Annotated in this window: 31 protein-coding genes and 1 riboswitch; of the genes, 15 read left to right on the top strand and 16 right to left on the bottom strand. The window is 37.9% G+C overall.

Annotation, left to right across the window (positions count from 1 at the left end):
- Positions 1-176 precede the first annotated feature (176 nt).
- The 4 genes from ACSKT4_RS14095 to ACSKT4_RS14110 form a co-directional block, all read right to left on the bottom strand.
- Positions 177-983: a GNAT family N-acetyltransferase gene (locus ACSKT4_RS14095; RefSeq protein ID WP_186869547.1), complete on the bottom strand. Its 807-nt coding sequence runs from the start codon at positions 981-983 to the stop codon at positions 177-179.
- 12 nt (positions 984-995) lie between these two features.
- On the bottom strand, positions 996-1,502 hold the full coding sequence (locus tag ACSKT4_RS14100) for a GNAT family N-acetyltransferase (RefSeq protein ID WP_186869546.1): 507 nt from the start codon (positions 1,500-1,502) through the stop codon (positions 996-998).
- 113 nt (positions 1,503-1,615) lie between these two features.
- Positions 1,616-2,617 carry an HAAS signaling domain-containing protein gene (locus ACSKT4_RS14105; RefSeq protein ID WP_186869545.1) on the bottom strand — a complete coding sequence of 334 codons (1,002 nt, stop codon included), beginning with the start codon at positions 2,615-2,617 and terminating at the stop codon, positions 1,616-1,618.
- Positions 2,604-2,963 carry a PadR family transcriptional regulator gene (locus ACSKT4_RS14110; RefSeq protein WP_186869544.1) on the bottom strand — a complete coding sequence of 120 codons (360 nt, stop codon included), beginning with the start codon at positions 2,961-2,963 and terminating at the stop codon, positions 2,604-2,606. Before ACSKT4_RS14110 ends, ACSKT4_RS14105 begins: the two co-directional genes overlap by 14 nt.
- Before the next feature lie 309 nt (positions 2,964-3,272).
- Here ACSKT4_RS14110 and ACSKT4_RS14115 point away from each other — a divergent pair, with 309 nt between their 5' ends.
- Complete coding sequence (locus ACSKT4_RS14115; protein ID WP_186869543.1) at positions 3,273-3,731, top strand: YaiI/YqxD family protein; 459 nt, start codon at positions 3,273-3,275, stop codon at positions 3,729-3,731.
- Positions 3,732-3,741: 10 nt separating this feature from the next.
- Here ACSKT4_RS14115 and ACSKT4_RS14120 read toward each other — a convergent pair whose 3' ends face one another.
- Both ACSKT4_RS14120 and ACSKT4_RS14125 read right to left on the bottom strand, forming a co-directional pair.
- Positions 3,742-5,007 (bottom strand): cytochrome P450, encoded by a 1,266-nt coding sequence (locus tag ACSKT4_RS14120; RefSeq protein WP_186869542.1) that lies wholly within the window; start codon positions 5,005-5,007, stop codon positions 3,742-3,744.
- 148 nt (positions 5,008-5,155) lie between these two features.
- The gene (locus ACSKT4_RS14125) at positions 5,156-5,368 is read right to left on the bottom strand and encodes a hypothetical protein (RefSeq protein ID WP_465823627.1); all 213 of its coding nucleotides are present in this window, start codon (positions 5,366-5,368) and stop codon (positions 5,156-5,158) included.
- A gap of 53 nt (positions 5,369-5,421) precedes the next feature.
- Here ACSKT4_RS14125 and ACSKT4_RS14130 point away from each other — a divergent pair, with 53 nt between their 5' ends.
- The 3 genes from ACSKT4_RS14130 (at position 5,422) to ACSKT4_RS14140 (ending at position 7,364) form a co-directional block, all read left to right on the top strand.
- The gene (locus ACSKT4_RS14130) at positions 5,422-5,637 is read left to right on the top strand and encodes a hypothetical protein (protein WP_465823628.1); all 216 of its coding nucleotides are present in this window, start codon (positions 5,422-5,424) and stop codon (positions 5,635-5,637) included.
- 74 nt (positions 5,638-5,711) lie between these two features.
- Positions 5,712-6,845: a virulence factor gene (locus ACSKT4_RS14135; protein ID WP_186869539.1), complete on the top strand. Its 1,134-nt coding sequence runs from the start codon at positions 5,712-5,714 to the stop codon at positions 6,843-6,845.
- 18 nt (positions 6,846-6,863) lie between these two features.
- Complete coding sequence (locus ACSKT4_RS14140) at positions 6,864-7,364, top strand: GNAT family N-acetyltransferase (RefSeq protein ID WP_186869538.1); 501 nt, start codon at positions 6,864-6,866, stop codon at positions 7,362-7,364.
- Between the two features lie 240 nt (positions 7,365-7,604).
- On the opposite strand, the gene ACSKT4_RS14145 is transcribed toward ACSKT4_RS14140, so the two are convergent.
- Positions 7,605-8,201 carry a TetR/AcrR family transcriptional regulator gene (locus ACSKT4_RS14145; protein WP_186869537.1) on the bottom strand — a complete coding sequence of 199 codons (597 nt, stop codon included), beginning with the start codon at positions 8,199-8,201 and terminating at the stop codon, positions 7,605-7,607.
- A 93-nt stretch (positions 8,202-8,294) separates the two neighbouring features.
- On the opposite strand from ACSKT4_RS14145, the gene ACSKT4_RS14150 reads away from it, so the two are divergent.
- Positions 8,295-8,837: a 2TM domain-containing protein gene (locus tag ACSKT4_RS14150; protein WP_186869536.1), complete on the top strand. Its 543-nt coding sequence runs from the start codon at positions 8,295-8,297 to the stop codon at positions 8,835-8,837.
- A 190-nt stretch (positions 8,838-9,027) separates the two neighbouring features.
- On the top strand, positions 9,028-9,366 hold the full coding sequence (locus ACSKT4_RS14155) for a YqzG/YhdC family protein (protein WP_186869535.1): 339 nt from the start codon (positions 9,028-9,030) through the stop codon (positions 9,364-9,366).
- Positions 9,367-9,449: 83 nt separating this feature from the next.
- Here the strand turns inward: ACSKT4_RS14155 and ACSKT4_RS14160 are convergent, their stop codons facing one another.
- The 8 genes from ACSKT4_RS14160 to ACSKT4_RS14195 form a co-directional block, all read right to left on the bottom strand.
- Positions 9,450-10,160 carry an isoprenyl transferase gene (locus ACSKT4_RS14160; RefSeq protein ID WP_186869534.1) on the bottom strand — a complete coding sequence of 237 codons (711 nt, stop codon included), beginning with the start codon at positions 10,158-10,160 and terminating at the stop codon, positions 9,450-9,452.
- An 11-nt stretch (positions 10,161-10,171) separates the two neighbouring features.
- A complete protein-coding gene (locus tag ACSKT4_RS14165) occupies positions 10,172-11,635 on the bottom strand; it encodes a DUF4153 domain-containing protein (protein ID WP_186869533.1) in 1,464 nt (487 codons plus the stop codon).
- Between the two features lie 94 nt (positions 11,636-11,729).
- Positions 11,730-12,362 carry an HAAS signaling domain-containing protein gene (locus ACSKT4_RS14170; protein WP_186869532.1) on the bottom strand — a complete coding sequence of 211 codons (633 nt, stop codon included), beginning with the start codon at positions 12,360-12,362 and terminating at the stop codon, positions 11,730-11,732.
- Positions 12,359-12,691 (bottom strand): PadR family transcriptional regulator, encoded by a 333-nt coding sequence (locus ACSKT4_RS14175; protein ID WP_186869531.1) that lies wholly within the window; start codon positions 12,689-12,691, stop codon positions 12,359-12,361. Before ACSKT4_RS14175 ends, ACSKT4_RS14170 begins: the two co-directional genes overlap by 4 nt.
- Positions 12,692-12,766: 75 nt before the next feature.
- Positions 12,767-13,327, bottom strand: coding sequence for a GNAT family N-acetyltransferase (locus ACSKT4_RS14180; protein ID WP_186869530.1), 561 nt, complete (start codon positions 13,325-13,327; stop codon positions 12,767-12,769).
- A gap of 12 nt (positions 13,328-13,339) precedes the next feature.
- On the bottom strand, positions 13,340-14,185 hold the full coding sequence (locus tag ACSKT4_RS14185) for a DUF2785 domain-containing protein (RefSeq protein WP_186869529.1): 846 nt from the start codon (positions 14,183-14,185) through the stop codon (positions 13,340-13,342).
- An 18-nt stretch (positions 14,186-14,203) separates the two neighbouring features.
- Positions 14,204-14,596: a VOC family protein gene (locus tag ACSKT4_RS14190; RefSeq protein WP_186869528.1), complete on the bottom strand. Its 393-nt coding sequence runs from the start codon at positions 14,594-14,596 to the stop codon at positions 14,204-14,206.
- A gap of 146 nt (positions 14,597-14,742) precedes the next feature.
- On the bottom strand, positions 14,743-16,221 hold the full coding sequence (locus ACSKT4_RS14195) for a SulP family inorganic anion transporter (protein WP_186869527.1): 1,479 nt from the start codon (positions 16,219-16,221) through the stop codon (positions 14,743-14,745).
- 266 nt (positions 16,222-16,487) lie between these two features.
- Here ACSKT4_RS14195 and ACSKT4_RS14200 point away from each other — a divergent pair, with 266 nt between their 5' ends.
- The 8 genes from ACSKT4_RS14200 (at position 16,488) to ACSKT4_RS14235 (ending at position 22,529) form a co-directional block, all read left to right on the top strand.
- Positions 16,488-16,904, top strand: a complete 417-nt coding sequence (locus ACSKT4_RS14200) for a universal stress protein (protein WP_186869526.1) — start codon at positions 16,488-16,490, stop codon at positions 16,902-16,904.
- 198 nt (positions 16,905-17,102) lie between these two features.
- Positions 17,103-17,825: an ABC transporter ATP-binding protein gene (locus ACSKT4_RS14205; RefSeq protein WP_186869525.1), complete on the top strand. Its 723-nt coding sequence runs from the start codon at positions 17,103-17,105 to the stop codon at positions 17,823-17,825.
- On the top strand, positions 17,822-18,577 hold the full coding sequence (locus ACSKT4_RS14210; RefSeq protein ID WP_186869524.1) for an ABC transporter permease: 756 nt from the start codon (positions 17,822-17,824) through the stop codon (positions 18,575-18,577). The genes ACSKT4_RS14205 and ACSKT4_RS14210 overlap by 4 nt, the downstream gene beginning before the upstream one ends.
- Positions 18,578-18,677: 100 nt before the next feature.
- Positions 18,678-19,610, top strand: a complete 933-nt coding sequence (locus tag ACSKT4_RS14215; protein ID WP_186869523.1) for an aldo/keto reductase — start codon at positions 18,678-18,680, stop codon at positions 19,608-19,610.
- 286 nt (positions 19,611-19,896) lie between these two features.
- Positions 19,897-20,325: a MarR family winged helix-turn-helix transcriptional regulator gene (locus ACSKT4_RS14220; protein WP_186869522.1), complete on the top strand. Its 429-nt coding sequence runs from the start codon at positions 19,897-19,899 to the stop codon at positions 20,323-20,325.
- Between the two features lie 17 nt (positions 20,326-20,342).
- The gene (locus ACSKT4_RS14225; protein WP_186869521.1) at positions 20,343-21,281 is read left to right on the top strand and encodes a ring-cleaving dioxygenase; all 939 of its coding nucleotides are present in this window, start codon (positions 20,343-20,345) and stop codon (positions 21,279-21,281) included.
- Between the two features lie 18 nt (positions 21,282-21,299).
- A complete protein-coding gene (locus ACSKT4_RS14230) occupies positions 21,300-21,911 on the top strand; it encodes a flavin reductase family protein (RefSeq protein WP_186869520.1) in 612 nt (203 codons plus the stop codon).
- Between the two features lie 15 nt (positions 21,912-21,926).
- Positions 21,927-22,529: an alpha/beta hydrolase gene (locus tag ACSKT4_RS14235; protein ID WP_186869519.1), complete on the top strand. Its 603-nt coding sequence runs from the start codon at positions 21,927-21,929 to the stop codon at positions 22,527-22,529.
- Between the two features lie 51 nt (positions 22,530-22,580).
- Here the strand turns inward: ACSKT4_RS14235 and ACSKT4_RS14240 are convergent, their stop codons facing one another.
- Positions 22,581-23,444 carry a VOC family protein gene (locus tag ACSKT4_RS14240; RefSeq protein WP_186869518.1) on the bottom strand — a complete coding sequence of 288 codons (864 nt, stop codon included), beginning with the start codon at positions 23,442-23,444 and terminating at the stop codon, positions 22,581-22,583.
- A gap of 193 nt (positions 23,445-23,637) precedes the next feature.
- Positions 23,638-23,682, top strand: a riboswitch (PreQ1 riboswitch).
- 7 nt (positions 23,683-23,689) lie between these two features.
- On the opposite strand from ACSKT4_RS14240, the gene ACSKT4_RS14245 reads away from it, so the two are divergent.
- A complete protein-coding gene (locus ACSKT4_RS14245) occupies positions 23,690-24,175 on the top strand; it encodes a QueT transporter family protein (protein WP_186869517.1) in 486 nt (161 codons plus the stop codon).
- Positions 24,176-24,182 lie beyond the last annotated feature (7 nt).

The raw sequence follows: 24,182 nt of genomic DNA on the forward strand, positions 1-24,182 counted from the left end.
AAACATAGTGCATTAGTGTTGTAATGTAGTATATATGATTTGTGCTTTTTTGACAAGAAAAAATGCCCTCCATTGAGTGAGAGCATTTTCACTTAACTATTTAATTGGTAAATAACTTGATCTAATCCTGCTGTTAATGTATCTAGTTTCATGGGTACTTAAACGTTCAAAACAACCTACATGTCTCCCCATATCCCCTTTGTATACGCAATCCTTAACCCGAGTCGTTCCATGTTGTTTGAGCTAATACTTGCGAATTTAGCTTGACCCGTTATGTACTCTACATTTCTATCTCTTGCATCTTTTGCCCTTTCTAAAATGAGAGCACGATGAACGCCTTTCCTCCTCAATTCTGGGACAGTTGCTGATGCTGATAGCGTGGCGATTCCATTTTGAATGAATAAAACACCAATACCAGCTAGCTCGCCATCTACCATTGCAACATAAAAGCTCCAAGAATCGAGCGGATATAAGACCTGATTATTTTGAGCAATACCTTGTTTAATAAAGCTAGGTAAACCAAATCCTCTCACATATAAATCTGCAAATAAGTCAAACTCATCTGAATGCAGCTTTCGTACAGTTATGGTAGAATCTACCTCTCCAATTAAATCCATACTATCGCCATATAAAACACTATGAAACCCCTTTTGACAGAGTCCCTTATCGGCTAATGTTCGGAGCAAATCCTCACTACTAGATCCTGGTGCAATTTCAAGTTGAACTCTAATGTTATGTTCCTTGTAGTAATCAAGAATCCCATCCAGCTCTTGAATATCTTCAGATGTGAGTCCTCTAATGGTATTAAATGCTGGCCCTGGAATCCCTTCTGCTATAAAAGCAGTTGCGGTACCAAACTGCCTGATATGTATCCCCATCGGATTACCTGGTAATGATTGAATAGCAGAAAGTCTTGATTTAAGTCCATCAATCTCAGAAACTTCAATTCTTCTCGCTAACTCCTTTGTGAGCACATGAACCACCTCTAATCCCTCCTAATCTACTCCTACAACCTCACTTCTTCTTTCTAAGAATACAACATCTCGCCATACACCATGTAACTTCCCAACGCGTTTTCTTGTTCCCACTATTTCAAATCCATAACGAGTATGTAGCTTAATGCTATTCGTATTTTCTGGGAAGATTAATGCCTGTAACGTCCAAAATCCTGCCTCCTCACTAGACCGAATCAACCGCTCTAGTAATAACGAGCCAATCCCCTGCCCGGCGCTTGTAATCGAGACATATATACTCACCTCTGCCACACCACGATAAGCTTCTTTATGGGCCGTTTGGCTTAAGGCAGCCCACCCAACTACTTGTCCATTATATCGGGCTACTAACCGACAATCCGTAATATGGCCATGATCCCATTCTTCAAAGCTAGGTGGCTTTATATCGAATGTTGCATTTCCTGTATGTATACCCTCCATATAAATACTACGAACAAACTCCCAATCTTCTGCTTTCATTTCTTCAATTTCAATATGTGTATTTGTCATCTATTCCACCCTAATTCTTTTAACTTATCCAAAACTTGATGCCTTCTTTTCTTTAAAAAACAACGAATTAATTATTTTTATCATAATCAATTCGTTGCTTATTGAAAAGCATATTATTGTTTTCTTGCCTTGATATATCCATCTACTACATCCCATACTAATCCAATTAATAGTATGATGAGTACAATATTCGTACAATTAATCCAAATGGCTTCGACAACAGAATATCCATCCGACCCCTCAGCAACAACTCCTGCTTGCGCCAAGTCACTCATAAATTGAGTATTCCAGAATGCATCTCCGGTGATTAAGAAAATAACAGCTACTATCCCAATCAAATTGATAATCAAGGTATAAGCTACCAGTTTCATCGTCCATTTACCGGAAATTAGCTTTAGACATTCTTTGACAATAAATAAAGCAAGTGATAGCAATATGAATGGTAGATATTGTGAAAGGGTAGACTCATTTAAAAAAGGAATCACATGCTGAAATGTTCCATCTTGAAATACATATACACCAAAGAAATTACTAGAGAAAGTAAATAGCACCATCACCAAGACGTAAAAAACAATCGCAATTATTGGATCACAGCGTTTAATTTGTCGTTTACGATCCGGAATCTCTGGTAGTAATGACGGGCTCCACGTTTTATCCAGAGCTAAATCCTCTGCCTTATATCCACCATTGTACTCCACCAATGCAAAGATGAGGATAACCCACCCTACTGCCTGTGGTATTGCTGTAACTAACGAAACAATCAACCCTACAAAGGCATCTAATAAATCAATCGGATTAATCATAGTTTGAATCACGAAGACGATACCAAGTGCAGCTGTCAGCGATATTAATACAATCTTTAAAACAGTAAGAAATGGATCAAAAAGCTCTGGACCTATTAAATACCTTTTCTTCCCTGTGTATTTTAGTGCCATTTCCCTTGGGCTGCCCAATTCTAATAAAACTTCTTCCACCACTTTTTCATTTGCAGTATCTCCAACACGTTCCTCCACCATGTCTTCAATTAACCCACGAAGCTCAACTGCAATATCTTCTCGTTGGGATTGCGGTAGCTTTTGGGTAACTGCATAAATGTACCGTTCAATCATCTCCATCTTCATTTGCTCCTTTCCTATGAATAAGACTATCCAGACTCTCGACCATACTTTCCCATTCTGTACATAGTTGCTTGTAAACCGTTTTACCCATTTCACTTAAGACATAATACTTCCTAGGCCTTGCTTCATTGGTATCCCAACTGCTAGCCAGTAAACCTTGCTTCTCCAATCTTCTGAGTAGTGGATACAAAGTTCCAGGCTCTACTTGAATTCCCCTATCGTTTAATCTCGTAACAAGTGAATAACCATACTGGGGATTAGATAGCTGGCTAAGAACACCAATGGTGATTGTACCTCTTCGTAATTCAAGCAATAACTTATCAATATGTTCTTGTTCGTTCATCTTGATCAACTCCTGTTTTCATTATAGTGTATGACGCACACTATTGTAAAGTGCATATTATTATAAAATAAAAAACATGATGGATTATACACAATCCAATCATGTTTTTGGATATTCTCCAAGCTAGTTCGATCGCCCTTATCGTCGTTAGGAGTCCATATTAACCTCAGCTATTTTTTTATTAGTACACTACTGAATACCGGTAAGCAAGCCAATCCAACATCTCCCACGAATAAAAAGCAAGAGTGATTGACAAATCATCAATAATTCGCTTTCATGGAAGTAGACACAAAGAAACGGAGAATTAACATGAAAATATATGTAGACGCAGATGCAAGCCCAGTGAAAGATATCGTCATCTCAGTTGCGAAACAATATCAGATACCAGTCGTATTAGTTAAAAGCATTAGTCACTACTCACATGATGAACTTGTGGATGGGGTACAGACGATTTACGTTGATACAGGAGCCGATGCAGCAGACTATCGGATCATGCAGCTGGCTAAACGATTAGATTTAATCATTACCCAAGATTATGGTCTTGCTTCTCTAGGACTGGGGAAGGGTTGTCTTGTATTACATCACAAAGGCTTTGCCTATACGAATGAAAACATCGACCAATTGCTACAGACAAGGCACCTTAGTGCAAAGGCAAGAAGAAGTGGTCAAAAAACGAAAGGACCGAAACCATTTACCGATGAGGACCGTAAAAAGTTTAAAGAATTGCTGGAGAAAACAATTAAACAAATAAAAGGGAGCAATACTTAACCGCTCCCTTTCATCCGTTTTTTTGACGAATGTGATGAATGATAAATCTGCTTTTAGGCAAGCTTGGAAATCGTCTCATACTAAATCGTAAATCTTGCTTCGGTACTTCATATTCCACATGATTGATTAAAAAATCCATCGTTTCTTTCATTAAATCAATTGTTAACCATTCACCTGGACAGCGATGACCTCGATAGTAGTCCCCACCACCTTGAGGAATAAAATCATACAGATTATCATCACGATCCTTAAAGCGTTCTGGGTCAAACATGTCTGGATACTCCCAAATATCAGGGTGATGATTCGTACCGTAAATATCAAGTAACACGAGGTTTCCTTTACGAAAATCATGGCCATTCCATAGAAAATCATCACGAACTCTTGCAACTAATACTGGGAAAAATGGGTAATAACGTCTTACCTCCTGGACGAACAATTCAAAATAAACACTAGGTTTTGTTTGAAGCTTCTCTTTTTCTGCTGGATGCTCATATAAAGCTAACGCACCAAAGGTAATGTAAACAGCTATCGCAGCAATTGGTCGTAAAATATTTAACAATTCTACTGCAACGATCTGGTCATGTAAAAGCACACCATCTTTATCCTGATACCACGCCATTTTGTATAGCGCCGTATTTTGAGGAACCTCTATAGCATTATTGCGGACATCTTGAACAAGACCCTTTAACCAACTTTCTGCAAAATTTCTAGCATTTCTGCCTTTCCAATGCCTCCCCCCAAGTGCCCCTGCACTATCAAACATTGCCTCAAGCTCATTCGCTCTTTTGCTCCATTCATTCTCCTTAAGTGGTACACCAGCCCATTCACAGGCTACCTTTGTCAGCAGCTGGCACATTTCACTATATAGCACCACCTCTTGTTGCTTCACCCACTTTTCCGAAGCTCGTTCTAAATGTTTCCTCATAATGGTCTTGATATCGTCTAGACGTTCGCTTGTCATCAAAGACATAAATAATTCCTTACGATGTCGATGACTCTCCCCATCCATCGTTTGAATCGCATGCTCTCCAAACAAGGTTTGTCGAAGCCGCTTCGGTGCTGCCCCTTGCCGAATCAGCTTTTTCTCATCGTAGAACATGTTTACCGCATCTTTCCCTGCAACACAGATTGCCTTTTGCCCACCAAGTAGCCTTGTTTCAAATATATCCCTACCAAATTGATTTCTGCGATTCGTTATATAGTTATAGCCTTCCAGTAATAGCTTTACAGTATTGTCGATACCTGTATCAATTGGAATCTGTTCTCGATATGGCATATGTATCACTCACTTCTCTTAAGTTCTGTTCCTTGTATAGTCTGTTATCCTTCAAAAACTTTATACACCGTTCATTTAATTTCATATAATGAATAGATAAGCTCTTAGGGTAATAGGAAACAAAAAAATAACCCGAAGTAGCTTCAGGTTATTTCATTTGTTGTACTTCCTTTAGTACATTGCGTGCAAAGTGATAATAGGTCGTACGGGGATATATTTTTTGTATTGCAACGCTATCCTTGGCTGTTTTTTCCGCCTTTTCTTCGTCTCCTAATTCCATATAGCAGAGCGCTTGATAAGACTTATTCACTTCTCTAAGCGCTACATCCATTGGATGGACTCCTGCATGTGTATCATTCAATAGTTTACGGTAGTAGTGGTAATGCTTTCTTTAGTGGATTAGTTTTTGTCCCTTTGTCCACTGCTCCATTCCTAGCCTTTCTTCCAATAGTCAAAGGTGTCGATCTAATTCGAGCTACGATGATTGATGGGTTATCTTTAGCGGACTTTACAGCTTTTGATTATTTCTCGCTCTTTTTTAATGCGATATTCTACTTCTTACTCGGGCTAATTTTCTTCTTATATTGTGAACGTATTGCTATGAAAAAGGGATTATTAGCACATTATTAATTAAACGAATGGCTAGAAGGTTCCCCCTTTGGTAGAATTGACTTACCTATAATAAAACCTAGGGGGATATTTCTATGAGGATTGTATCGATTGAACCAACACCAAGTCCATACTCCATGAAAATAATTGTCGACGAAGTGATGCCAGATGGTATAACAGAAAACTACAAACTTGGCGATGACTTATCAAATGCCCCTTTCTATATACAAGAATTATTTGCCATTAATGGGGTGAAAGGAATTTACCGCGTTATTGACTTTATTGCCCTTGAGCGTGATGCTCGGACACCTTGGGAGGAAGTTTTACCAGAGGTACGGAAAACGCTTGGTTCTGTAGAAGAAAATGAAAGCGACACAAAAACTTCCGAAGCATCCATTGATGACCATTACGGCGAAGTAAGAGTGTACATTCAAATGTTCCGCTACATTCCGATGCAAGTAAAGCTAGAAGACGGCGAAATAGAACAACGATTCGGATTACCTGAGCGGTTTATGAATGCTGCAATGGAGGCATCCGCAGCATCCGATAATATGTTAATGGAGCGTAAATGGGTGGAACAAAGCCCACGTTACGGTGATGTAAAAGAAATCGGAAGTGAAGTAGTCGAGGAAATCTCTGCTTCCTATGATGATAACCGCTTAAAGGAGCTCGTGACGTATGCGTTAGACAATAAAACCGTTCCAACCCCATGGAAAAAAGTTACGCTAGAGATGCTTGATAATTCGGATTGGCGAGCACGTTATGCCGCACTCGATCGAATGGATCCAACTATCGAAGATTTGCCCGTATTGGATAAAGCATTAGATGATGAAAAAGCCTCTATACGTAGACTTGCGACAGCATACTTAGGCATGATAGATGACAAAAAGGTATTACCATACTTATATAAAGCCTTACAAGATAAAGCAGTAAATGTACGACGAACAGCTGGTGATTGCTTATCAGACTTAAGCTTTACAGAAGCAATGCCCGAAATGATAAAAACATTAAAAGATAAAAGTAGATTAGTACGCTGGCGAGCTGCGATGTTCCTGTATGAGCTTGGTGACGAATCCGCTATCCCTGCCCTTCTCGAAGCACAAGACGATCCGGAATTTGAAGTGCGAATGCAGGTCAAAATGGCGTTAGCTAGAATCCAAGGGGGAGAAGAAGCGAAAGGGTCTATTTGGCATCAAATGACACAGTTAATCAATAAAGACAAGCCATAGAGAAAAAGGGGGAAAGAAATGAGAATTAGGGAAGTAATTCTAAGTGATGCGCCAAAATTAGCACAGCTGATCCTACAGGTTGAAGCAAGCTCTGAGTACATGCTTTGGGAAGCTGGAGAGAGACAAATTTCTTCTGAAAGCCAAAAGAACATGATTGAACGCCTACAAAAATCGGAGAATTCCACTATACTTGTTGCGGAACATGAAAAAGAGCTAATCGGCTATCTTTTTGCAATTGGTGGTGAGGCTAAGAGAAAGAAGCACACAGCATATCTTGTAGTAGGCATTCACCATGCCTTCCGTGGTAAAGGTGTTGGTAGATTATTATTTGCCGCATTAAATGAATGGGCATTGGAGCATAACATTCACCGGTTAGAATTAACGGTTGTAACTGATAATGAAGCTGGAGTCTCCCTTTACAAAAAAATGGGATTCGAAATCGAAGGCACCAAAACAGATTCTTTATATGTAAAAGGTGACTATTTAAATGAATATTACATGGCAAAAATCCTTAGGTAAAATCAACCTCAACCTATGATGAAAACGAATTGGTTACGGGTATTTAGAAAATTTATTCACTAGAACATAATGGGATTTTTGAAGTATAATAGCGTAAAATATAATCAAAAAGCTAATTATGCCTAACAAATTTGGTAAGTTTATCATTAGGCATAATTAGCTTTTTATTAGTTTAGAGCCATATTATTATAAGACTCCATTGAAATGACCAGGTTGTTTTGTTGCCTTTAATAGTGCTCCTTATTTGCAAAGCGATTGAAGATGATATTTTAATGTCTGAATCATTTCATCATGTGTAAAGTGCTCCGGATTTAATAAATGATGCATTGCCATTCCGTCGACTATCGCATGGAGTCGATTAGCTTCTAATTCGAGATCAAGCCCGTCTTTTGCGTATTGTAATGATTGTAAGGCAAGAACGACATTTTTCAATCCTTGATGCATGTCGCTGTACACTTTATTGCTTAGCTCACGGAGCGTTGAGTCGACTAAAACTTTCGCCGAAAAAGCAAGCCACACCTCCATTTCTATTTTTCGCTCTTCATTGACGGGTAGTACTTCATATACACCTTCAGTCAAAAACTCTAACGGGCTTATATCCTCTGAATACTCCCTTGCTTTCGCACGCTCGATAACCCGTTCAGAAACCATTTCCATAGAAAAACGAAGCAATTCGGACTGCGATGAAAAATAATGTCTTAGCGATCCAGTAGAGAGTCCTGCAGCCTTAGCAATCTTTCTGACAGATGCTTGTTCTATTCCTTCGTCCACAATAACTTTCCATGTTGCTTCTGCTATTCGAACTTTACGTTTATGGTGATCAATTATTTTTGGCATATTTTTATTATATCACACTTGTGTTAAATAAACAGTTCTGATATTATTTAACACGAGTGTACTAAATAAAGCGAAGCGAAGGATGTGTTTCATTTGATTGGTTGGTTGATCATAGCATGTGAGATAGGTTTTTGGATATTTGTTCTAGCAGGACTAACTGCTAGATATGTAATGAATAAGAAAAAACTGGGTACATTTTTGCTCATTTGTACGCCAATCGTTGATCTTATATTGCTTATTGTTACCGTATACGATTTAAAAAATGGAGCTGTTGCCTCTATAGTGCATGGAATTGCTGCGATATATATAGGGGTAAGTATAGCCTTTGGCCATCAGATGATTAAATGGGCAGATGTACGTTTTAAGTACCGATTTGGAAACGGTGAAAAACCGGCGAAAATTAAATATGGAATAGAACACGCAAGAAAAGAGCGTAAAGGGTGGTACCGTCATTTGTTGTCCTGGTTAATCGGCGGGGGGATATTAATAGGTATTGTTCTTTATATTAATAATCATTCACAGACTGAAGCATTACTACAAACCATTCAGTTTTGGTCTCTGATTTTAATCATAGATTTTATTATAAGCTTTAGTTATACGTTTTTCCCTAAACGACGGGTTGAAAAGGTCAACTAAAGCAAGATTTCACAAGCAATCTCGAAGTTATAATGAGGAATTACAGTAAGAAGTATAAAGTTGGGTTCCCCGCCGAATAATAAAGGATACTATTATATAGTCCTTTTGGAAGTTGGAAAATCCATTATGGACAATGGTTTAGAAAATGGCGTTTTTCCATTCTAATTCTTATGCTAAGCGAGGTTTAACCATGAAGAAATTGATGATGATAATGTTAAGTGTTACTATTTTCAGCTTGGGAATAACCGCTTTTCATACACCACTAGAGGCGATTTCTACTAAGGAACTAGAGCCCTCCTATGCGAAGTGGGGGCGTCTGGCTATGCAAAAGGTAAAAGAAAAGTATCCTGATGCAAACATAGTGGATTACCTTCATGTTGGTAAAAAAAGAGGAATTGAGAATTCAACCGAAACGTTTAAGCTATGGCTTGAGGCGCCTACTAATGAGTTTGGTGTTTTTATTGATATAACCTTTAATAACAATACAGAAGAAATAGTTGATATTTCATTCAGAGAGGTTTCAAGCTAGAATAAATGCCTGCTCCGGAAATATACGGTTAACATCAACGTATTTTTCCGGAGCCGATACAGATGTGTGAAATCTCTCTTATTTTATACCACCCATTCTTTCAAAGGGGCTTCTTTATTCGCATACACCTTTCTAATTGCATTAATATATAATTCTTTTTTAAAGTCCGGAAACAATTCATCAACAAAGCATAAATCAGCTGTAGCAGATTGCCACATTAAAAAGTTACTAATACGCTTCTCCCCACCAGTTCGAATGATAATATCAGGGTCTGGTAAGTTCTTCGTATAAAGATAGCTTTCAAACATTCGCTCATCTAATTGATCCATCGAGATTTTCTTGTCCTTCGCATCTTGAATAATACGAGCAATTGCTTGAACAATCTCACTCCTACTACTATAATTCAGCGCAAAATTCACGATTAAGCCTGTATTATTCTTTGTTTTATCCATGGCCCGTAACACGGCATTCTTTGTTCCTTTTGGTAAATTCTCTACATCCCCAGAAATGAGAATTTTAATATTACGTTTCATAAACTCCGGTAATTTTTGATTAAAGAACTTAATGGGTAAATTCATCAAATAATTCACTTCATCCTTAGGCCTTTTCCAATTCTCAGTAGAAAAAGCATACAGTGTTAGTATCTTAATTCCCATTTCCGCACTCGCATCGATCAATTCTTCCATCGTTTGGGAACCTGCATAGTGCCCTTCACTTCTACTAAGCCCTCTGCGTTTTCCCCAACGACCATTTCCATCCATAATAATAGCGACATGATTAGGAATTGTATTCATATTGCTCCTCCTTATCTCAATTCAAGCTCCTGAAGTCTTTCTACTACTTGCTCTTTCTTGAAATTAAACGATTGCCATGTGTTTAAACGAAGTTGTTCGATCATTTCTTTACGTTGCTCTAACACCGCTAATAAATCTGGATAATTTGGATCTTTTTCATATAGCGTGATTAAACCATCAATACCAGAATAGGAAAGTAAATCTAAGTAATAGATATCAATTTTTCCGGTTTCTTCATATCGTTCTAGATTTTTCTCCACAATGATTTCTTCTAAATTGACCATATTCAGTCCTGTATAAAATAGTAATCCCACTATTATATAAAAATGTGCGATAGAAATTCCCTCTATCCATACGCGGACCAATGTATACGCAAAAATAATCATTAAAAACAACATAAATACATGTGCAAGAATTCGGTCCAATGTAAATCCATAAGCTGCTTCATAGGCACTTAAACGAATAAATGCTGATGCAAGCATGACCCCACTAACTACAATTAACAATGTATACATCGCCTTCAAAAAGTTGCCGTATGCTTTCTTCCCAGCCTTTACTAGCTTCAAACAAATTAACAATAAGGTCCAGTTAATCACGGTTACTAGTACAAGCTCGAAAAATCCTCTTCTTGCGTACTCCGCATACGTATAATCTGCATGAAGTGCATCACCAAAGAAATACGTAAATTGAATGGCGACAAATAGGACATAAATAATGTTAAGCAAGACTAAGACCGTCCCTGCAATCACACTATCCCAGGTTACCTTTTCTGTTTGAACCGTTGGCCTTCCTAGTGGTAGTACATACCGCTTCTTTAAGGTCTGGAAGGCTCCAAAGAATAATAACGATAATAATAATGCAGCTACTACTCGGAAAAAATATTCCAGGAAATTCAGCTTCAACATAAATGCTGGTATTTCCAGCATCATATCAGCAAATTTCTCATCCGCTGATATTAATAACACCGTAATAACGAAAAGCAACGGTCCCCCAATCAATAATCCCTTTACAATTCTCTTTATGGTTTGGCTGGTTTCTTTACTCACCTGTCGAAATAAGGTTCGTTTAAAAATAATCTTGAGCCATCTTTTTACATAACTGAATGTTTGAGATATCTTAAAGAAAATTCGCTTAAAGAAGATTAGTGAAATCCAATCCACATGATTCGGTGTCGTAATTAACACAATATGGACAAACACTAAAGCTGGAATTACAAAAAGATTTAACGCATAAAAAAACTCATTATCATAGAATAAATACGACGCTGATAAAATCCAGATCATGACCATTAATAATAAGCCAATTCGTCGATGAGATACTTTAAACCCTAATCGGTAATACAGGACAGCATAAAATGCTGCAATAAAAATTGGGTACGATATCCCTATCACACCATGAAAGAAGCTAAGCTCTGCCAATATACCAAGCACTAAACAAATCACTAAAAATCCAAAAGTCTTTTGACGTTGCTTCAATTATTTCACCACCATTTAGTCATTCTATATACATAGGTTATCTAGGTATATAGACAAAGAAACGCATCGGCACTTGATATCGTAGGGTAGGGTGCTACACCGAAGCCTTCCTCCCCCAGCGATATCCAATCCAACTTATCGGATACAACATAATTGTTAATAAAATACACACTAGAATAAATCGCCCACTTAACAGAGGCTGAAACCATTCATGAGGAATCAATTTAAACACAATTAAATACATCAACACAAGATTTGGGATAACGGCATATGTAAATGTCCTACGAAGTATCGTTAAGCCGCCACTACCAAATTCTTTACCAATCTCATAGCCGAGCAGTCCCCAAAATGCCATATACACCATTATAATGATGGAAGGTACTGCAGTTATTCTTTTCCATAGTACTTCAATCCATTCGATATGGTACACGTTATAAACAATCGTAAGAACTATTCCTCCAAGGAAAATAAGAACATTTAATACAACAAATAATAGTTGCATTTTTTTCGGCGTTACCTTTGCCTCATCTTTCCAAATTGCTGCAATTTCTTCAGGTGTTCCTAACCGTTTTACAATTTCATCATAGACGTTTGCGTCCTGAATATCCTCTTCACGAAGAAGTTCATATACATGGGACCTGTATTCTGCGATGATTTCCTGCTTTTCAGGGTGTTTCCCAAGAACTTGGTCAAGCTCTTGGAAAAAACGTTTATCGCCAGTCTTCACGATTCACTTCTCCCGATTAGATTATTCATCACCTGAACATATCGATGCCATTCACTTGTTTTAGCTTCTAATATTTTCTTACCTTCAAGTGTGATACGATAGTATTTACGTGCAGGACCCTTTTCTTGATTTTGCCAATAGCACTCAATATATTCTTGCTTTTCTAGCTTATGAAGGGCAGGGTATAAGGTACCTTCCTTCATTTGCAAATTATGGTCACTGCGGTAATCCATTTCCTTAACAAGCTCATAACCGTACATATCCCGCTCATTTAATAACTGTAGGACAAGTAACGATGTACTCCCTTTTACCAGTTCTCGATCAAACATTTTTTCACCTACCTAGAATTATTAGGTAACTATACTATATAGAATTCCGAGGTATATGTAAAGCCCAAATTTAGATTATTTTACTTTTGCATATATACATGTGTCTCGAAGCTCTTGTCCATAAACATCTAAACTATCTTTATGCAATATCCCTTCTAATTCAAATCCGATTCGCTCGGCAATGGCACGACTCTTTACATTTTTCGCATCACATCGGATTTCAACACGGTTTGCCTCTAGCTCACGGAAGGCAAAATCAGCTATCCCTTTTACCGCCTCAGTCATATAACCTTTCCCACTATAACGGGTATCAATCCAGTATCCAATTTCAAATTTACGCGCATCCCAGTCAATTCGGTGCAATCCTGAATTAGCAATCAATACACCTGTCTCTTTGTGAAAAACTAACAGCCTTAAATCCTCCCTATTCAAGAAGGCTACATGGGCTTGTCGGATATTTATTTCAGTATCCTCTTCCTGCTCCTCATGCTGTGCCCAAGGCATCCAAGGCAAAAGCTCCTTTTTGGAAGCTTGTTTTGATTCGTGAACTGCTTTTCCATCACCAGGCATTGGCATACGGATATGTAATCTTTCTGTTTCAAATTCGCTCGGAAAATCAATTAATATTGGATTCATTATACGTTCCCCTTATAAGTTGTAGTATGGCTGATTTATAGCTATTAGTGCATTTTTCAAGTGTTCCCGGAACTCCTCTTTTTTTCCTATCACCTCTAAATGCAGCAGCAGACTTCTTAAAAATTGTTTGATGTTGTTCCTTTGAATGAACGGTTTCGAACTATGTTGTGAATAGTTTTGCTGCAGCTCCATTACAATTTTATCGATTTTTTCATATAGGAATAATGGATTCATTCCCCTTTCCAACAAGGAAATGAAAGGAACAACCATCCGTTCGTCCTCTTCAAACAAGAAGTAGGCTTTATCAAAGCACATTTTATCCAGAATGAGTAGTGCAATATCTTCTAATCTACTTTCCTTTAATTGTGGTTGCTTCACTAGTTCATCGAGCGCGTCTGCTATATGAGCGATACTATGCGCCCAACCCTTCACTTCTACAAATCCCCGAACATCCTCTTCCTTCTTTACATAATGTATCATTTTGTTCGTGATTTGATCTATTTCCTCATCGGCTATAAAGGGTTTTTGTCTATTAACAAATAACAGGACAGCAAGGATTAAGGAAGAAAATGAACGCGTAAAGACAGCGTCCTCATCTGGCTCATTTATTTTGTAAAATAAGTGATGATCATCTAAACAAACTGTCACTATTCTGTTTAGCTCTGGGGGAGGAAAATGTCCATTTATTATAAGGTTAGTAAAGCATGGATAAATCAATGAATCCCGTAACTCCGGATCTGTACTACCAATATAATCTAGCATTGCCTTCACTAAGGTTGGTAAAGGTACAGGACCGAGTTGTTGGAAGTTGCTCTCCTTATATTGACTTAGTATCGATTTCAGTTCAGCTTCATTCAATAGTATCCCCTCCTCTTCTTATGGTGCCACGATTTCCACTTTTATCCGATCCGGATCCTCGAAGAACACTGCATAATGGTTAGGACCACCTGCATATGGATGCCTATCCTCATATAAGATTGGCACACCTTTTTCCTTTAAATGGAGCGTAATCACATCAACATCCTCCCTAGAATCCGCATAAAATGCAAGATGATTTAATCCGACTCTTTTCCGATGATATGTACCCTCTAAGAAATGCTCTTCCGTCTGTACAAAAACGATATACGTATCTCCTAACCTCCAGCTTCTTCCTGATTCCCAGGTTTGATAAGGTTGATAGCCTAATTCTTCTAAAAGCTCACCCCAAAAATCAGTAGACCTTTCCAAGTTTGAAACATTTAATTCGATATGATGTAATTTGCCTCGCATGAATAAATCCCCCAGTTTTGTATTAATCTTATATAATTCTATTCCCGAGTATGAAATTCCTTTATTTAAATTGGAATAGATGGTAATGATTTCTTATTTACAAAAAAAAAAAAGAGAGCTAACCGAAGTTAACTCTCTAACCGAATTTAATGACTAGCCGCCTTTTCCAATCCACCAGGCTTATTATAATTCGCTAGTCTTTCTACTAATTTATGACTTTCATCATTTAACCCGACCACTTCTACGTTCACACCATTTTGATGATACTTCTGTACAACCTTATCAATTGCCCCTACACCAGAATCATCCCATATATGGGCATTTGATAAATCTAATTTCACTTTTTCTACTTCCTCTTTGTAGTTAAAGCTGTCCACAAACTCTGTTACAGAAGCGAAGAAAAGTTGTCCAGAAATACGATATACCTTCACATTTGCTTCCTTACTCGAAAGTGCTGTCACGTTCACCTTGGAGATTTTCGAAGCAAAGAAAATAGCACTTAAGATAATACCAACTAGAACACCTTTAGATAAGTCATGTGTGAATAGTACCGTGACAACTGTAGCTACCATAACTATTGTATCCGTCACTGGTATTTTAGGAATATTCTTAATCGATGACCAATCAAAGGTACTAATGGATACCATGAACATAATACCAACTAAGACCGCCATCGGAATTTGAACTAATAAACCATTAAATACTAGAATAAGTGTCATTAAAAACGCCCCAGCAACAAAAGCAGATAATCTTCCACGTCCGCCAGACTTTACGTTAATAACGGATTGTCCGATCATCGCACATCCGGCCATACCACCAAACAGCCCAGACACAATATTCGCAATCCCCTGTCCACGTGCTTCTTTATTCTTATCACTTTTCGTATCTGTCATATCATCTACAATAGAGGCTGTAAGTAAAGACTCTACTAAACCAACAATGGCAATTGATAGGGCATACGGAAAAATGATTTGTAGCGTTTCAAAGTTAAGTGGAATGTCTGGGAATAAGAAGATTGGTAGAGATTGTGTTAATTCTCCCATATCTCCAACCGTTTTCACACCACTTCCTGTAAACATAGCAATTGCCGTAATGACAACAATCGCTACTAATGGCGCTGGAATCACCTTTACAAATCGCGGTAAAATATAAATAATGGCTAATGCTCCTGCCAGCATGGCATACATTTCCCAATTTGCACCTGTAAAATGCTCTAATTGCGCCATGAAAATCATAATGGCAAGTGCATTAACAAAGCCAATCATGACCGAACGAGGGACAAATTTCATTAAACGTCCTAACTTCAATACACCCATCACAATTTGCAGAATACCTGTTAAAATAGTGGCTGCTAACAAATATTGCAAGCCATGTTCTGCCACTAATGTAACCATCAACAATGCCGTTGCCCCTGTTGCAGCAGAAATCATACCAGGACGCCCACCAACAAATGCAATCGTCACCGCAATAGCGAACGACGCGTATAGTCCAATCATTGGATCAACCCCAGCAATAACAGAGAACGCAATAGCCTCAGGGACTAATGCAATGGCAACCACGATACCCGCCAGAATATCTCCTCTAATATTGCCGAACCATTCATTTTTTAAATTTGCTAAATTCATGCTACACCTCTTTTTCATCTTTTATTGTTGACTTTCGACTCTCACGAAAGCCGGGACCGTAACAAACAAGGGGTATTATAGCGAAATATGACATTTTTGTGAAACAGCAAAGAAAACGGAAACATTTCATCTTTTCTTCGTTTTACTCCAAATACCTTTGAATTTAGTAGCTATATGCTATAATAGAAAATAATTTCGCTAAACCTATGTTAATAATAGGAAATTCTAGTTTAAGTAGTTCAATAGAATGGTAGAGGAGAGTTCCGATGTTTAAAAAAATTCTTTGTGCAGCTGATGGATCAGACCATTCGATACGAGCAGGTGAAAAAGCCTTTCAGCTTGCTAGATTAAGTCAGGAGTCTAAAGTAGATATTATATATGTTGTCGATCCAAAGCATTCTAAAGAAGAAGTTCTGACTAACTGGGGTAAAGATACAGAAGACGCACGGAAGGAACAACTTGCTCTACTAATTCAGAAGGTGAAAAAATCTGGTGTAGACTTTGAAGTCATTTTTTTAAATGGAGAACCAGGACCTACCATTGTTGATTATGCCAATAAACACAACTATGACATTATCATTATTGGAAGCCGTGGATTAAATGCTTTCCAAGAAATGATGCTTGGTAGCGTTAGCCATAAAGTGGCTAAACGAGCAACTAGCCCCGTATTAATCGTAAAGTAATAAATCGAGCTCCCATTATTGGGAGTTTTTTTGATTTCCTTGATTATCGCCGCCAAAAGGTGTGGGATTACTTTCCCTTTCCCCCAACCAAAACCTCCCGACACCCTTTCAAAACGCCACATGTTAAAATGATAAAGAATTGATTCTCATTAAGTTGGAACATTAAAATAAGGGAACACATAAAAGGAAGTGACAATCATGAATCAAGCTGCCATCGTATTCCATAACGTAAATTATTCTACAGATGGTCTACATATTTTAAGAAACATAACCGGTTCCTTTCCTGATGGTAAAGTCACAACGCTTGTTGGCCCATCAGGCGCAGGAAAATCTACTCTATTTAAACTTTGTAACGGATTACGTTCTCCTGAATCTGGGGAAATTTTAATCAAAGGAAAATCAATAAATGAATATAATCCGATAGAATTACGTAGAAAGGTTGGCATTGCTTTACAAAGTGCCACCATGATTAAAGGTACTGTATTAGAAAACCTCGAACTACCACTTGCACTACAGGGAGAACGTATTGACAGAAATTATGCCGAAGAATTACTACATGATGTTGGATTAGGAGCAGAGCTATTGGAGCGACACGCTAAGGATTTATCCGGTGGACAACGTCAAAAGCTATCTATTGCTCGTACTTTAGTAAATAAACCAAGCGTATTATTACTCGATGAAATTACTTCATCACTTGACCGAGTATCGCAACATGATATTGAAGAGCTAATTGAGAAGATTAATGAGAAATATGGGACAACCATGATTTGGATTACCCATAATCTAGATCAGGCTTTAAGAATTGGCCACTACACATGGGTCATGATGAACGGGGAGCTAATTGAATCAGGAGATAGTTCCTTATTAAGGAATCCACAAGATAAACGTGTCCAAAAATTCGTAAAGGGGGAATTAGAATGAGCTTTCTTACACTATCATTGACGCTAATTTTCGTTCTAATTCCACTTATTCTATCTCGAACATTAAAACTCGGTTTAGAAAAGGACACCCTGATCGCTACCATTCGGTCTATCATTCAATTACTTGCCGTAGGATATGTCCTACAATATGTATTTGATGCAGAACACATTCTCTTTATTCTCCTGATGATTCTGCTTATGATTGGTGCAGCAACCCAGAACGCTCGAAAAAAAGGCGCCTCTATTCAAGGGATTACGTGGAAGCTTTTTCTTACATTCGTTTTTATTGAGGTATTAACGCAAAGTATCTTACTTGGTCTTCACATTGTGCCACCAACGCCACAATATATTATCCCGATTAGCGGGATGGTTATTGGCAATTCAATGGTACTTGGTATCTTGTTTTTAAATCGATTTACAGCTGAGGTCGAAAATACACAAGATGAAACAGAGCTAATCCTATCCTTAGGGGGTACACCTAAACAAGCCATTCATACTCAATTGATTACGGCTATCAAAGCAAGTACAATCCCAACAATTGAGAGCCAGAAAACAATTGGACTTGTTCAGTTGCCCGGGATGATGAGTGGTCAAATTATTGCAGGCGCAGATCCTGTACAAGCCGTTCAATTTCAATTGTTAATCTTGTTCCTATTATTAACTACTGCAGTCGTAACCAGTATTATGCTAGGATACCTATCCTACCCAGCGCTATTTAATAAGCAAATGCAGTTTCTAAAATTCCATAAGTAATCACCACGGGAATCTTGTATGAACACGATTCCCTTTCCTTGTATCTACACTTGATTTTCCAATAGAATATAATTATCCCATACTTTAGGAGGTAGTGAGATTGTCAAATAAAGTACGAATCGGTAGAACTGACTTAGTTGTAAATCCTATTGGTTTAGGAGCCAATGCAATTGGTGGTCATAATCTTTACCCAGGAATTGATGAACAGATTAATAGAGAGTTATTACAAACCGCCATTAAGGAAGGTCTGGATTATATTGATACAGCATTTACATATGGCATGGGGCGATCCGAGGAAATAATTGGTGAAGTGATGAAGGTAATGGGTAATCGTCAACAGATGGTTATCGCTACAAAGGGTACTCAAAAGCTTGTTAATGGAGAAACGATTGTAGATAATTCTCCAGAATTTCTACGAGAAACGGTTGATGCTAGCCTAAAAAGACTTCAAACAGACTATATCGATCTATTTTACATCCACTTTCCTGATGAAAAAACACCTAAGTACGAAGCGGTTGGTGCATTAAAAGAACTTAAAGATGCAGGAAAAATCAGAGCCATTGGCGTATCGAACTTCTCATTAGAACAATTAAAAGAAGCAAATCAAGATGGATATGTTGATGTATTACAAGGACATTATAATCTATTAAATCGCCAACCTGAAAATGGCCTGTTCCCTTACACGCTTGAACACAATATTTCCTTTGTTCCATATTTCCCATTTGCTTCTGGCTTACTCGCAGGAAAATACACTAAAGAAACAACCTTTAATGATTTCCGTGCTAATATGCCTCATTTCCAAGGGGAAGCATTCGAACAAAACCTACAAAAAGTAGAAACATTAAAGGAAATTGCCAATACGAAGCAAACAGAAGTATCCAACATTGTACTTGCCTGGTATCTCGCACAGCCTTCAATCGACACCGTCATCCCAGGAGCTAAAAAACCAGAGCAAGTCATACAAAACCTTAAAACATTAGAGGTACAATTATCAAAAGAAGAAATAGAAACCATCGATCGGATTTTTTCATAAGAGGGTAACCCCCTCTTTTTTTTATTTGCCTTATTATGTACTTTATTGCTTGAAAAGATCGGGCGCCTCTGTTCTACGATTGGCCCCTAGGTATAGTCACGATGCAGATAAGACACAGACACCGTTTGAATAGAAAAATTTTTTCTGTAAAAACTGCTTAATATCGCCATACTTGCGAAAACTACAAACAAGGTCATTTGACAATTTCAGCATAACCATATAAAATATACTTAATTAAAGATATTTAAATTCATAATAATTAAATTAAAAATAAGAAGGTGTAAACATGAGCGAGAATCTTTCATTAAAAGCATTTGTTGTTCTAATGAAGGCTTCCAAGTCTCTACAAGAGGTGATTAAACACGATATTAGCAATCATGGAATGCGTACCTCTGACTTTGAAATTCTTGAAGCACTTTATCATAAAGGCAGACTTACCGTAAAAGAAGTATCCGATGCCGTTCTCATAAACACAGGTTCCATTACCTATGTCATTGATAAATTAGAGAAAAAAGGATTACTAGAAAGAAGTCATTGTAAAGACGACCGAAGAGTAGTCTATATCCATATAACAGATGAGGGAAAAAAACTAATGGACGAAGTATTTCCACAGCATCAGCAAGTGATAGAAAGCTTATTCGAGGGCATCTCTGATGAAGACAAAGAGACACTTATTAGCGTATTAAAACAAGTGGGACAAAAAGCAGTCCAATGAAAGGCGGATGATGAACGATGAAAAAAACGGCAGGAATTCACCATATCACAGCAATCGTAGGACACCCTCAAGAAAATGTTGATTTTTATGCTAGTGTTCTTGGCTTACGATTAGTTAAAAAGACAATAAACTTTGATGATCCAGGCACTTATCATCTCTATTTCGGAAACGATGGCGGTCGACCAGGATCCATTATTACATTCTTCCCTTGGGCAGATGCATACCAAGGAAAGATAGGTGATGGCCAAGTAGGTGTAACTTCTTACGCTATTCCTACCGGCTCCATGGATTTCTGGGAACAGAGACTGGCTAAATTTAACATCATATACACTAAATCCAACCGCTTTGGAGAAACCTATTTAACATTTGATGATGTTCACGGTTTAAAACTTGAATTAGTAGAGCGTGGAGATGGTGAGATTAATAATTGGACTATTGGTGATATAACTCCTGACGTTGCAATTAAAGGTTTTGCTGGAGCCACATTATTATCATCCCAACCAGAAGATACAGCACGTTTACTTGTTGATGTCATGGGGCTTGAAAAAGTCGGGGAGGAAAATGAGCTTATTCGATTCCAATCTCATGGAACCATCGGAAATATCATTGACCTAAAAAAGACTACGACTGGTAAAGGGCAGATGGGAGTTGGCACGGTTCACCATATCGCCTGGAGAGCAACAGATGATGCAGATCAATTAGATTGGAAAAAGCATGTAGAAAGTAATGGTTACGGAGTAACACCAGTACGAGATCGGAATTACTTTAATGCCATTTATTTCAGAGAACATGGGGAAATTTTATTCGAAATCGCAACAGACCCACCAGGCTTTGCACATGATGAATCGTATGAAACGATGGGGACAGCGTTAAAACTCCCTTCCCAATATGAAATGTATCGGGAAAAACTAAATGATCATTTGATTCCAATTCAAGTTCGAAATTTAGATAACTAATTTTTTGGGGGGATTGTGTTGCTTTCCTTTTATCCAGAAAGCCAATCAGAACGCGAGAATTATAAGTTACTAATTGGATCCATCATTCCAAGACCTATTGCATTTGTCACAACAAAAGCAGTAGATGGGACACTAAATGGAGCGCCATTTAGTTATTTTAATATAGTATCCTCTAATCCACCAATGGTTTCATTAGCTATTCAGCGTAAGAATGGCAATATGAAGGATACAGCTCGAAATATAACGGAAAATGGGGAGTTTGTTATTCACATCGTCGACGAACAAAATGTTGATAACATCAATAAAACCGCCGCCACTCTTCCATCGAATAAGAGTGAAATTACTATAGCCGGCCTTACCCCTATCCCAAGTGAAAGAATCTCTGTACCCGGTGTACAGGAGGCGAAAGTAAGATTCGAATGTAAGCTAGAGCAAATCATCGCATTAGATGCAGCAGATGGCGAAAAGGGTTCCGACCTAATCCTTGGTAAAATCATAACGTATTATATTGACGAGGAAATTTATGAAGATGGGAAAATTAACCCTGTAAAGTTAGCAGCGATTAGTCGATTAGCAGGGGCTAACTATGCTAAAGTCGGGGAGATTTTTTCCATCGAAAGACCAAAATAAAAAGGAGCTTTTCATATGAAGCATATTTTCCAAAAGGGAACAAATTCCGATAAACCAACTTTATTATTACTGCACGGAACTGGCGGGACTGAACAAGATCTTCTGCCACTTGCAGAAATGATTGATAAAGAAGCAAATATCCTGAGTGTTCGTGGTAACGTACTAGAGAATGGTATGCCACGTTTCTTCAAACGATTAGCAGAAGGTGTCTTTGATGAAGAGGACCTAATTTTTCGTACGAAAGAACTAAATGAATTCTTGGGTGAAGCTGCTGAAAAATATGGCTTTGCTCGTAACAATATAATTGCTATCGGCTATTCTAACGGGGCAAATATTGCTGCAAGTCTCATGTTCCACTTTCAAGATGCACTACGTGGTGCGAGCCTTCACCACCCAATGGTACCAAGAAGAGGAATGACATTACCAGATTTAGCTAGTAAAAAGGTGTTTATTTCTGCAGGTACGAATGATCCTATTTGTCCGGCCCAAGAATCAGAAGATCTTAAATCATTATTAGAAAATGCTGGTGCAGATGTTACATTACATTGGGAAGACAAAGGTCACCAATTGACCGTCAGTGAGGTAAGAGCATCGACAGATTGGTATCATAATTTATAAGAAAAAAATGAGATCTACGCTTTTAGTAGATCTCATTTTCTTATCCACAGGTTATTCACTAATGCATAAGTGAATTGTGTTAGACGCAGGGTCTTTCACCCTATAGTAATCTTCTATAAGAACAACCTCTGCCCCGATGTTCCGCAGACTGTCGATTCTCTTCTGTCTTGTTTCTTCATCTGGTAGCATTAAGGTAAAGTAATGTAGCCCAACACTATTATCGCTAGGTGCTGATGCTTCCACACCATTCCACACATTTAATCCGATATGATGATGGTAACCACCAGTAGAAGCAAATAATGCTCCCGGGTATCTTGTCACGATATCAAATCCAAGCCCGTTCACATAGAAGTTTTCTGTAGCCTCCAAGTCAGCAACATGTAAATGGATGTGCCCCATTACAGAATCCTCCGGTATTCCAGCCCACTCCTTATCACTCTCCGCCAACAGACTCTCCGCATCTAAAGCAACCGTACCCATGTCCACTGTCCCATCATTCCAGTTCCAGGAAACAGAAGGTCTATCACTAGCTACCTCAATACCATTACCATCAGGGTCATCAAAGTATAGCGCCTCACTTACATAGTGATCAGAAGCCCCAAGTCTGATATAGTTCCCCTCTGTTTGTACTAAATGTTTAAGAAAGTTGGCTAAATCCTTCCTTCTTGGTAATAATATGGCAAAGTGATATAGTCCTGTTGTACGAGCTTGCTTTTCCCTTACCTCTTCTGGTTGTTCCAAGATAAGAATAGGACGAACACCATCTGGGGATAAGATTACCTTACTTTCCGTTTTCTGCATGATTTGAAATCCAAAGACACGCTGATAGAAGTCCAAAGACTTTTGCAGGTCACTAACATATATGTTTACTTCCCCAACGAATGTGGTTGGCTTTTGAAAGTATTTTCGTTCCATCATCTCAACCTCCTTATATTACTTTTTAGAATAAGGTTACTTTATGTAAGTATAATATCTATTTCTGCCGGTTGTCAATAAAACCATGTCATCGCTATTATTAGTTCTACTACTGGAACACTTCCATACTATAGAAAAAGTAAAATTAACTTTCTATTTTTGCGGAGTTGTACTATACTAGATAAGTTGCTTGAAAGACGTGGTTCGAAACCATCCCACGTAAAAAAACTAAGGGAGAGATTAATATGAAAGCAAGAACATTAGTTGTAAATGCTCTGATTGCAGCATTGTACATTGCTGTTTCAGCGCTAATCGTTCCATTCGGATTTACGAATGTACAGTTTCGTATTTCCGAGGTGTTCAACCATCTTATTGTTTTCAATAAGAAATATTTCTTCGGGATTGTGATAGGGGTACTTTTATACAACCTATTATTCTCACCGCTAGGTTGGTATGATTTAGTATTTGGTGTTGCCCATTCTGCCATATCACTTGGTATCATCATCCTATTAGGGAAATATGTGAAAAACATCTTAGCATTATTAATAGCAAATACATTGGTATTTACATTTAATATGTTTATTATTGCATTTGAACTCAATTTAGCATTAGAGCTACCATTCCTATTTACATGGTTAACAACCGCAGTAGGAGAGTTCGCAGTACTAGCTATAGGTATACCAATTATTTATGCACTTAATAAGCGAATAAATTTCAATAAGCTTATATAATATAGAG

This window comes from Ornithinibacillus liuyingii (assembly GCF_055550225.1).

Excerpts from the sequence above, each read along its gene's own strand:
- ACSKT4_RS14120 (WP_186869542.1), bottom strand. The coding sequence starts at position 5,007 with ATGCCATATCGAGAACAGATTCCAATTGATACAGGTATCGACAATACT.
- ACSKT4_RS14195 (WP_186869527.1), bottom strand. The coding sequence starts at position 16,221 with ATGAATTTAGCAAATTTAAAAAATGAATGGTTCGGCAATATTAGAGGA.
- ACSKT4_RS14115 (WP_186869543.1), top strand. The coding sequence starts at position 3,273 with ATGAAAATATATGTAGACGCAGATGCAAGCCCAGTGAAAGATATCGTC.
- ACSKT4_RS14145 (WP_186869537.1), bottom strand. The coding sequence starts at position 8,201 with ATGCCAAAAATAATTGATCACCATAAACGTAAAGTTCGAATAGCAGAA.
- ACSKT4_RS14135 (WP_186869539.1), top strand. The coding sequence starts at position 5,712 with ATGAGGATTGTATCGATTGAACCAACACCAAGTCCATACTCCATGAAA.
- ACSKT4_RS14140 (WP_186869538.1), top strand. The coding sequence starts at position 6,864 with ATGAGAATTAGGGAAGTAATTCTAAGTGATGCGCCAAAATTAGCACAG.
- ACSKT4_RS14200 (WP_186869526.1), top strand. The coding sequence starts at position 16,488 with ATGTTTAAAAAAATTCTTTGTGCAGCTGATGGATCAGACCATTCGATA.
- ACSKT4_RS14100 (WP_186869546.1), bottom strand. The coding sequence starts at position 1,502 with ATGACAAATACACATATTGAAATTGAAGAAATGAAAGCAGAAGATTGG.
- ACSKT4_RS14110 (WP_186869544.1), bottom strand. The coding sequence starts at position 2,963 with ATGAACGAACAAGAACATATTGATAAGTTATTGCTTGAATTACGAAGA.
- ACSKT4_RS14245 (WP_186869517.1), top strand. The coding sequence starts at position 23,690 with ATGAAAGCAAGAACATTAGTTGTAAATGCTCTGATTGCAGCATTGTAC.
- ACSKT4_RS14210 (WP_186869524.1), top strand. The coding sequence starts at position 17,822 with ATGAGCTTTCTTACACTATCATTGACGCTAATTTTCGTTCTAATTCCA.
- ACSKT4_RS14235 (WP_186869519.1), top strand. The coding sequence starts at position 21,927 with ATGAAGCATATTTTCCAAAAGGGAACAAATTCCGATAAACCAACTTTA.
- ACSKT4_RS14175 (WP_186869531.1), bottom strand. The coding sequence starts at position 12,691 with ATGTTTGATCGAGAACTGGTAAAAGGGAGTACATCGTTACTTGTCCTA.
- ACSKT4_RS14220 (WP_186869522.1), top strand. The coding sequence starts at position 19,897 with ATGAGCGAGAATCTTTCATTAAAAGCATTTGTTGTTCTAATGAAGGCT.
- ACSKT4_RS14160 (WP_186869534.1), bottom strand. The coding sequence starts at position 10,160 with ATGAATACAATTCCTAATCATGTCGCTATTATTATGGATGGAAATGGT.
- ACSKT4_RS14225 (WP_186869521.1), top strand. The coding sequence starts at position 20,343 with ATGAAAAAAACGGCAGGAATTCACCATATCACAGCAATCGTAGGACAC.
- ACSKT4_RS14240 (WP_186869518.1), bottom strand. The coding sequence starts at position 23,444 with ATGGAACGAAAATACTTTCAAAAGCCAACCACATTCGTTGGGGAAGTA.
- ACSKT4_RS14190 (WP_186869528.1), bottom strand. The coding sequence starts at position 14,596 with ATGCGAGGCAAATTACATCATATCGAATTAAATGTTTCAAACTTGGAA.
- ACSKT4_RS14180 (WP_186869530.1), bottom strand. The coding sequence starts at position 13,327 with ATGAATCCAATATTAATTGATTTTCCGAGCGAATTTGAAACAGAAAGA.
- ACSKT4_RS14205 (WP_186869525.1), top strand. The coding sequence starts at position 17,103 with ATGAATCAAGCTGCCATCGTATTCCATAACGTAAATTATTCTACAGAT.
- ACSKT4_RS14155 (WP_186869535.1), top strand. The coding sequence starts at position 9,028 with ATGAAGAAATTGATGATGATAATGTTAAGTGTTACTATTTTCAGCTTG.
- ACSKT4_RS14105 (WP_186869545.1), bottom strand. The coding sequence starts at position 2,617 with ATGGAGATGATTGAACGGTACATTTATGCAGTTACCCAAAAGCTACCG.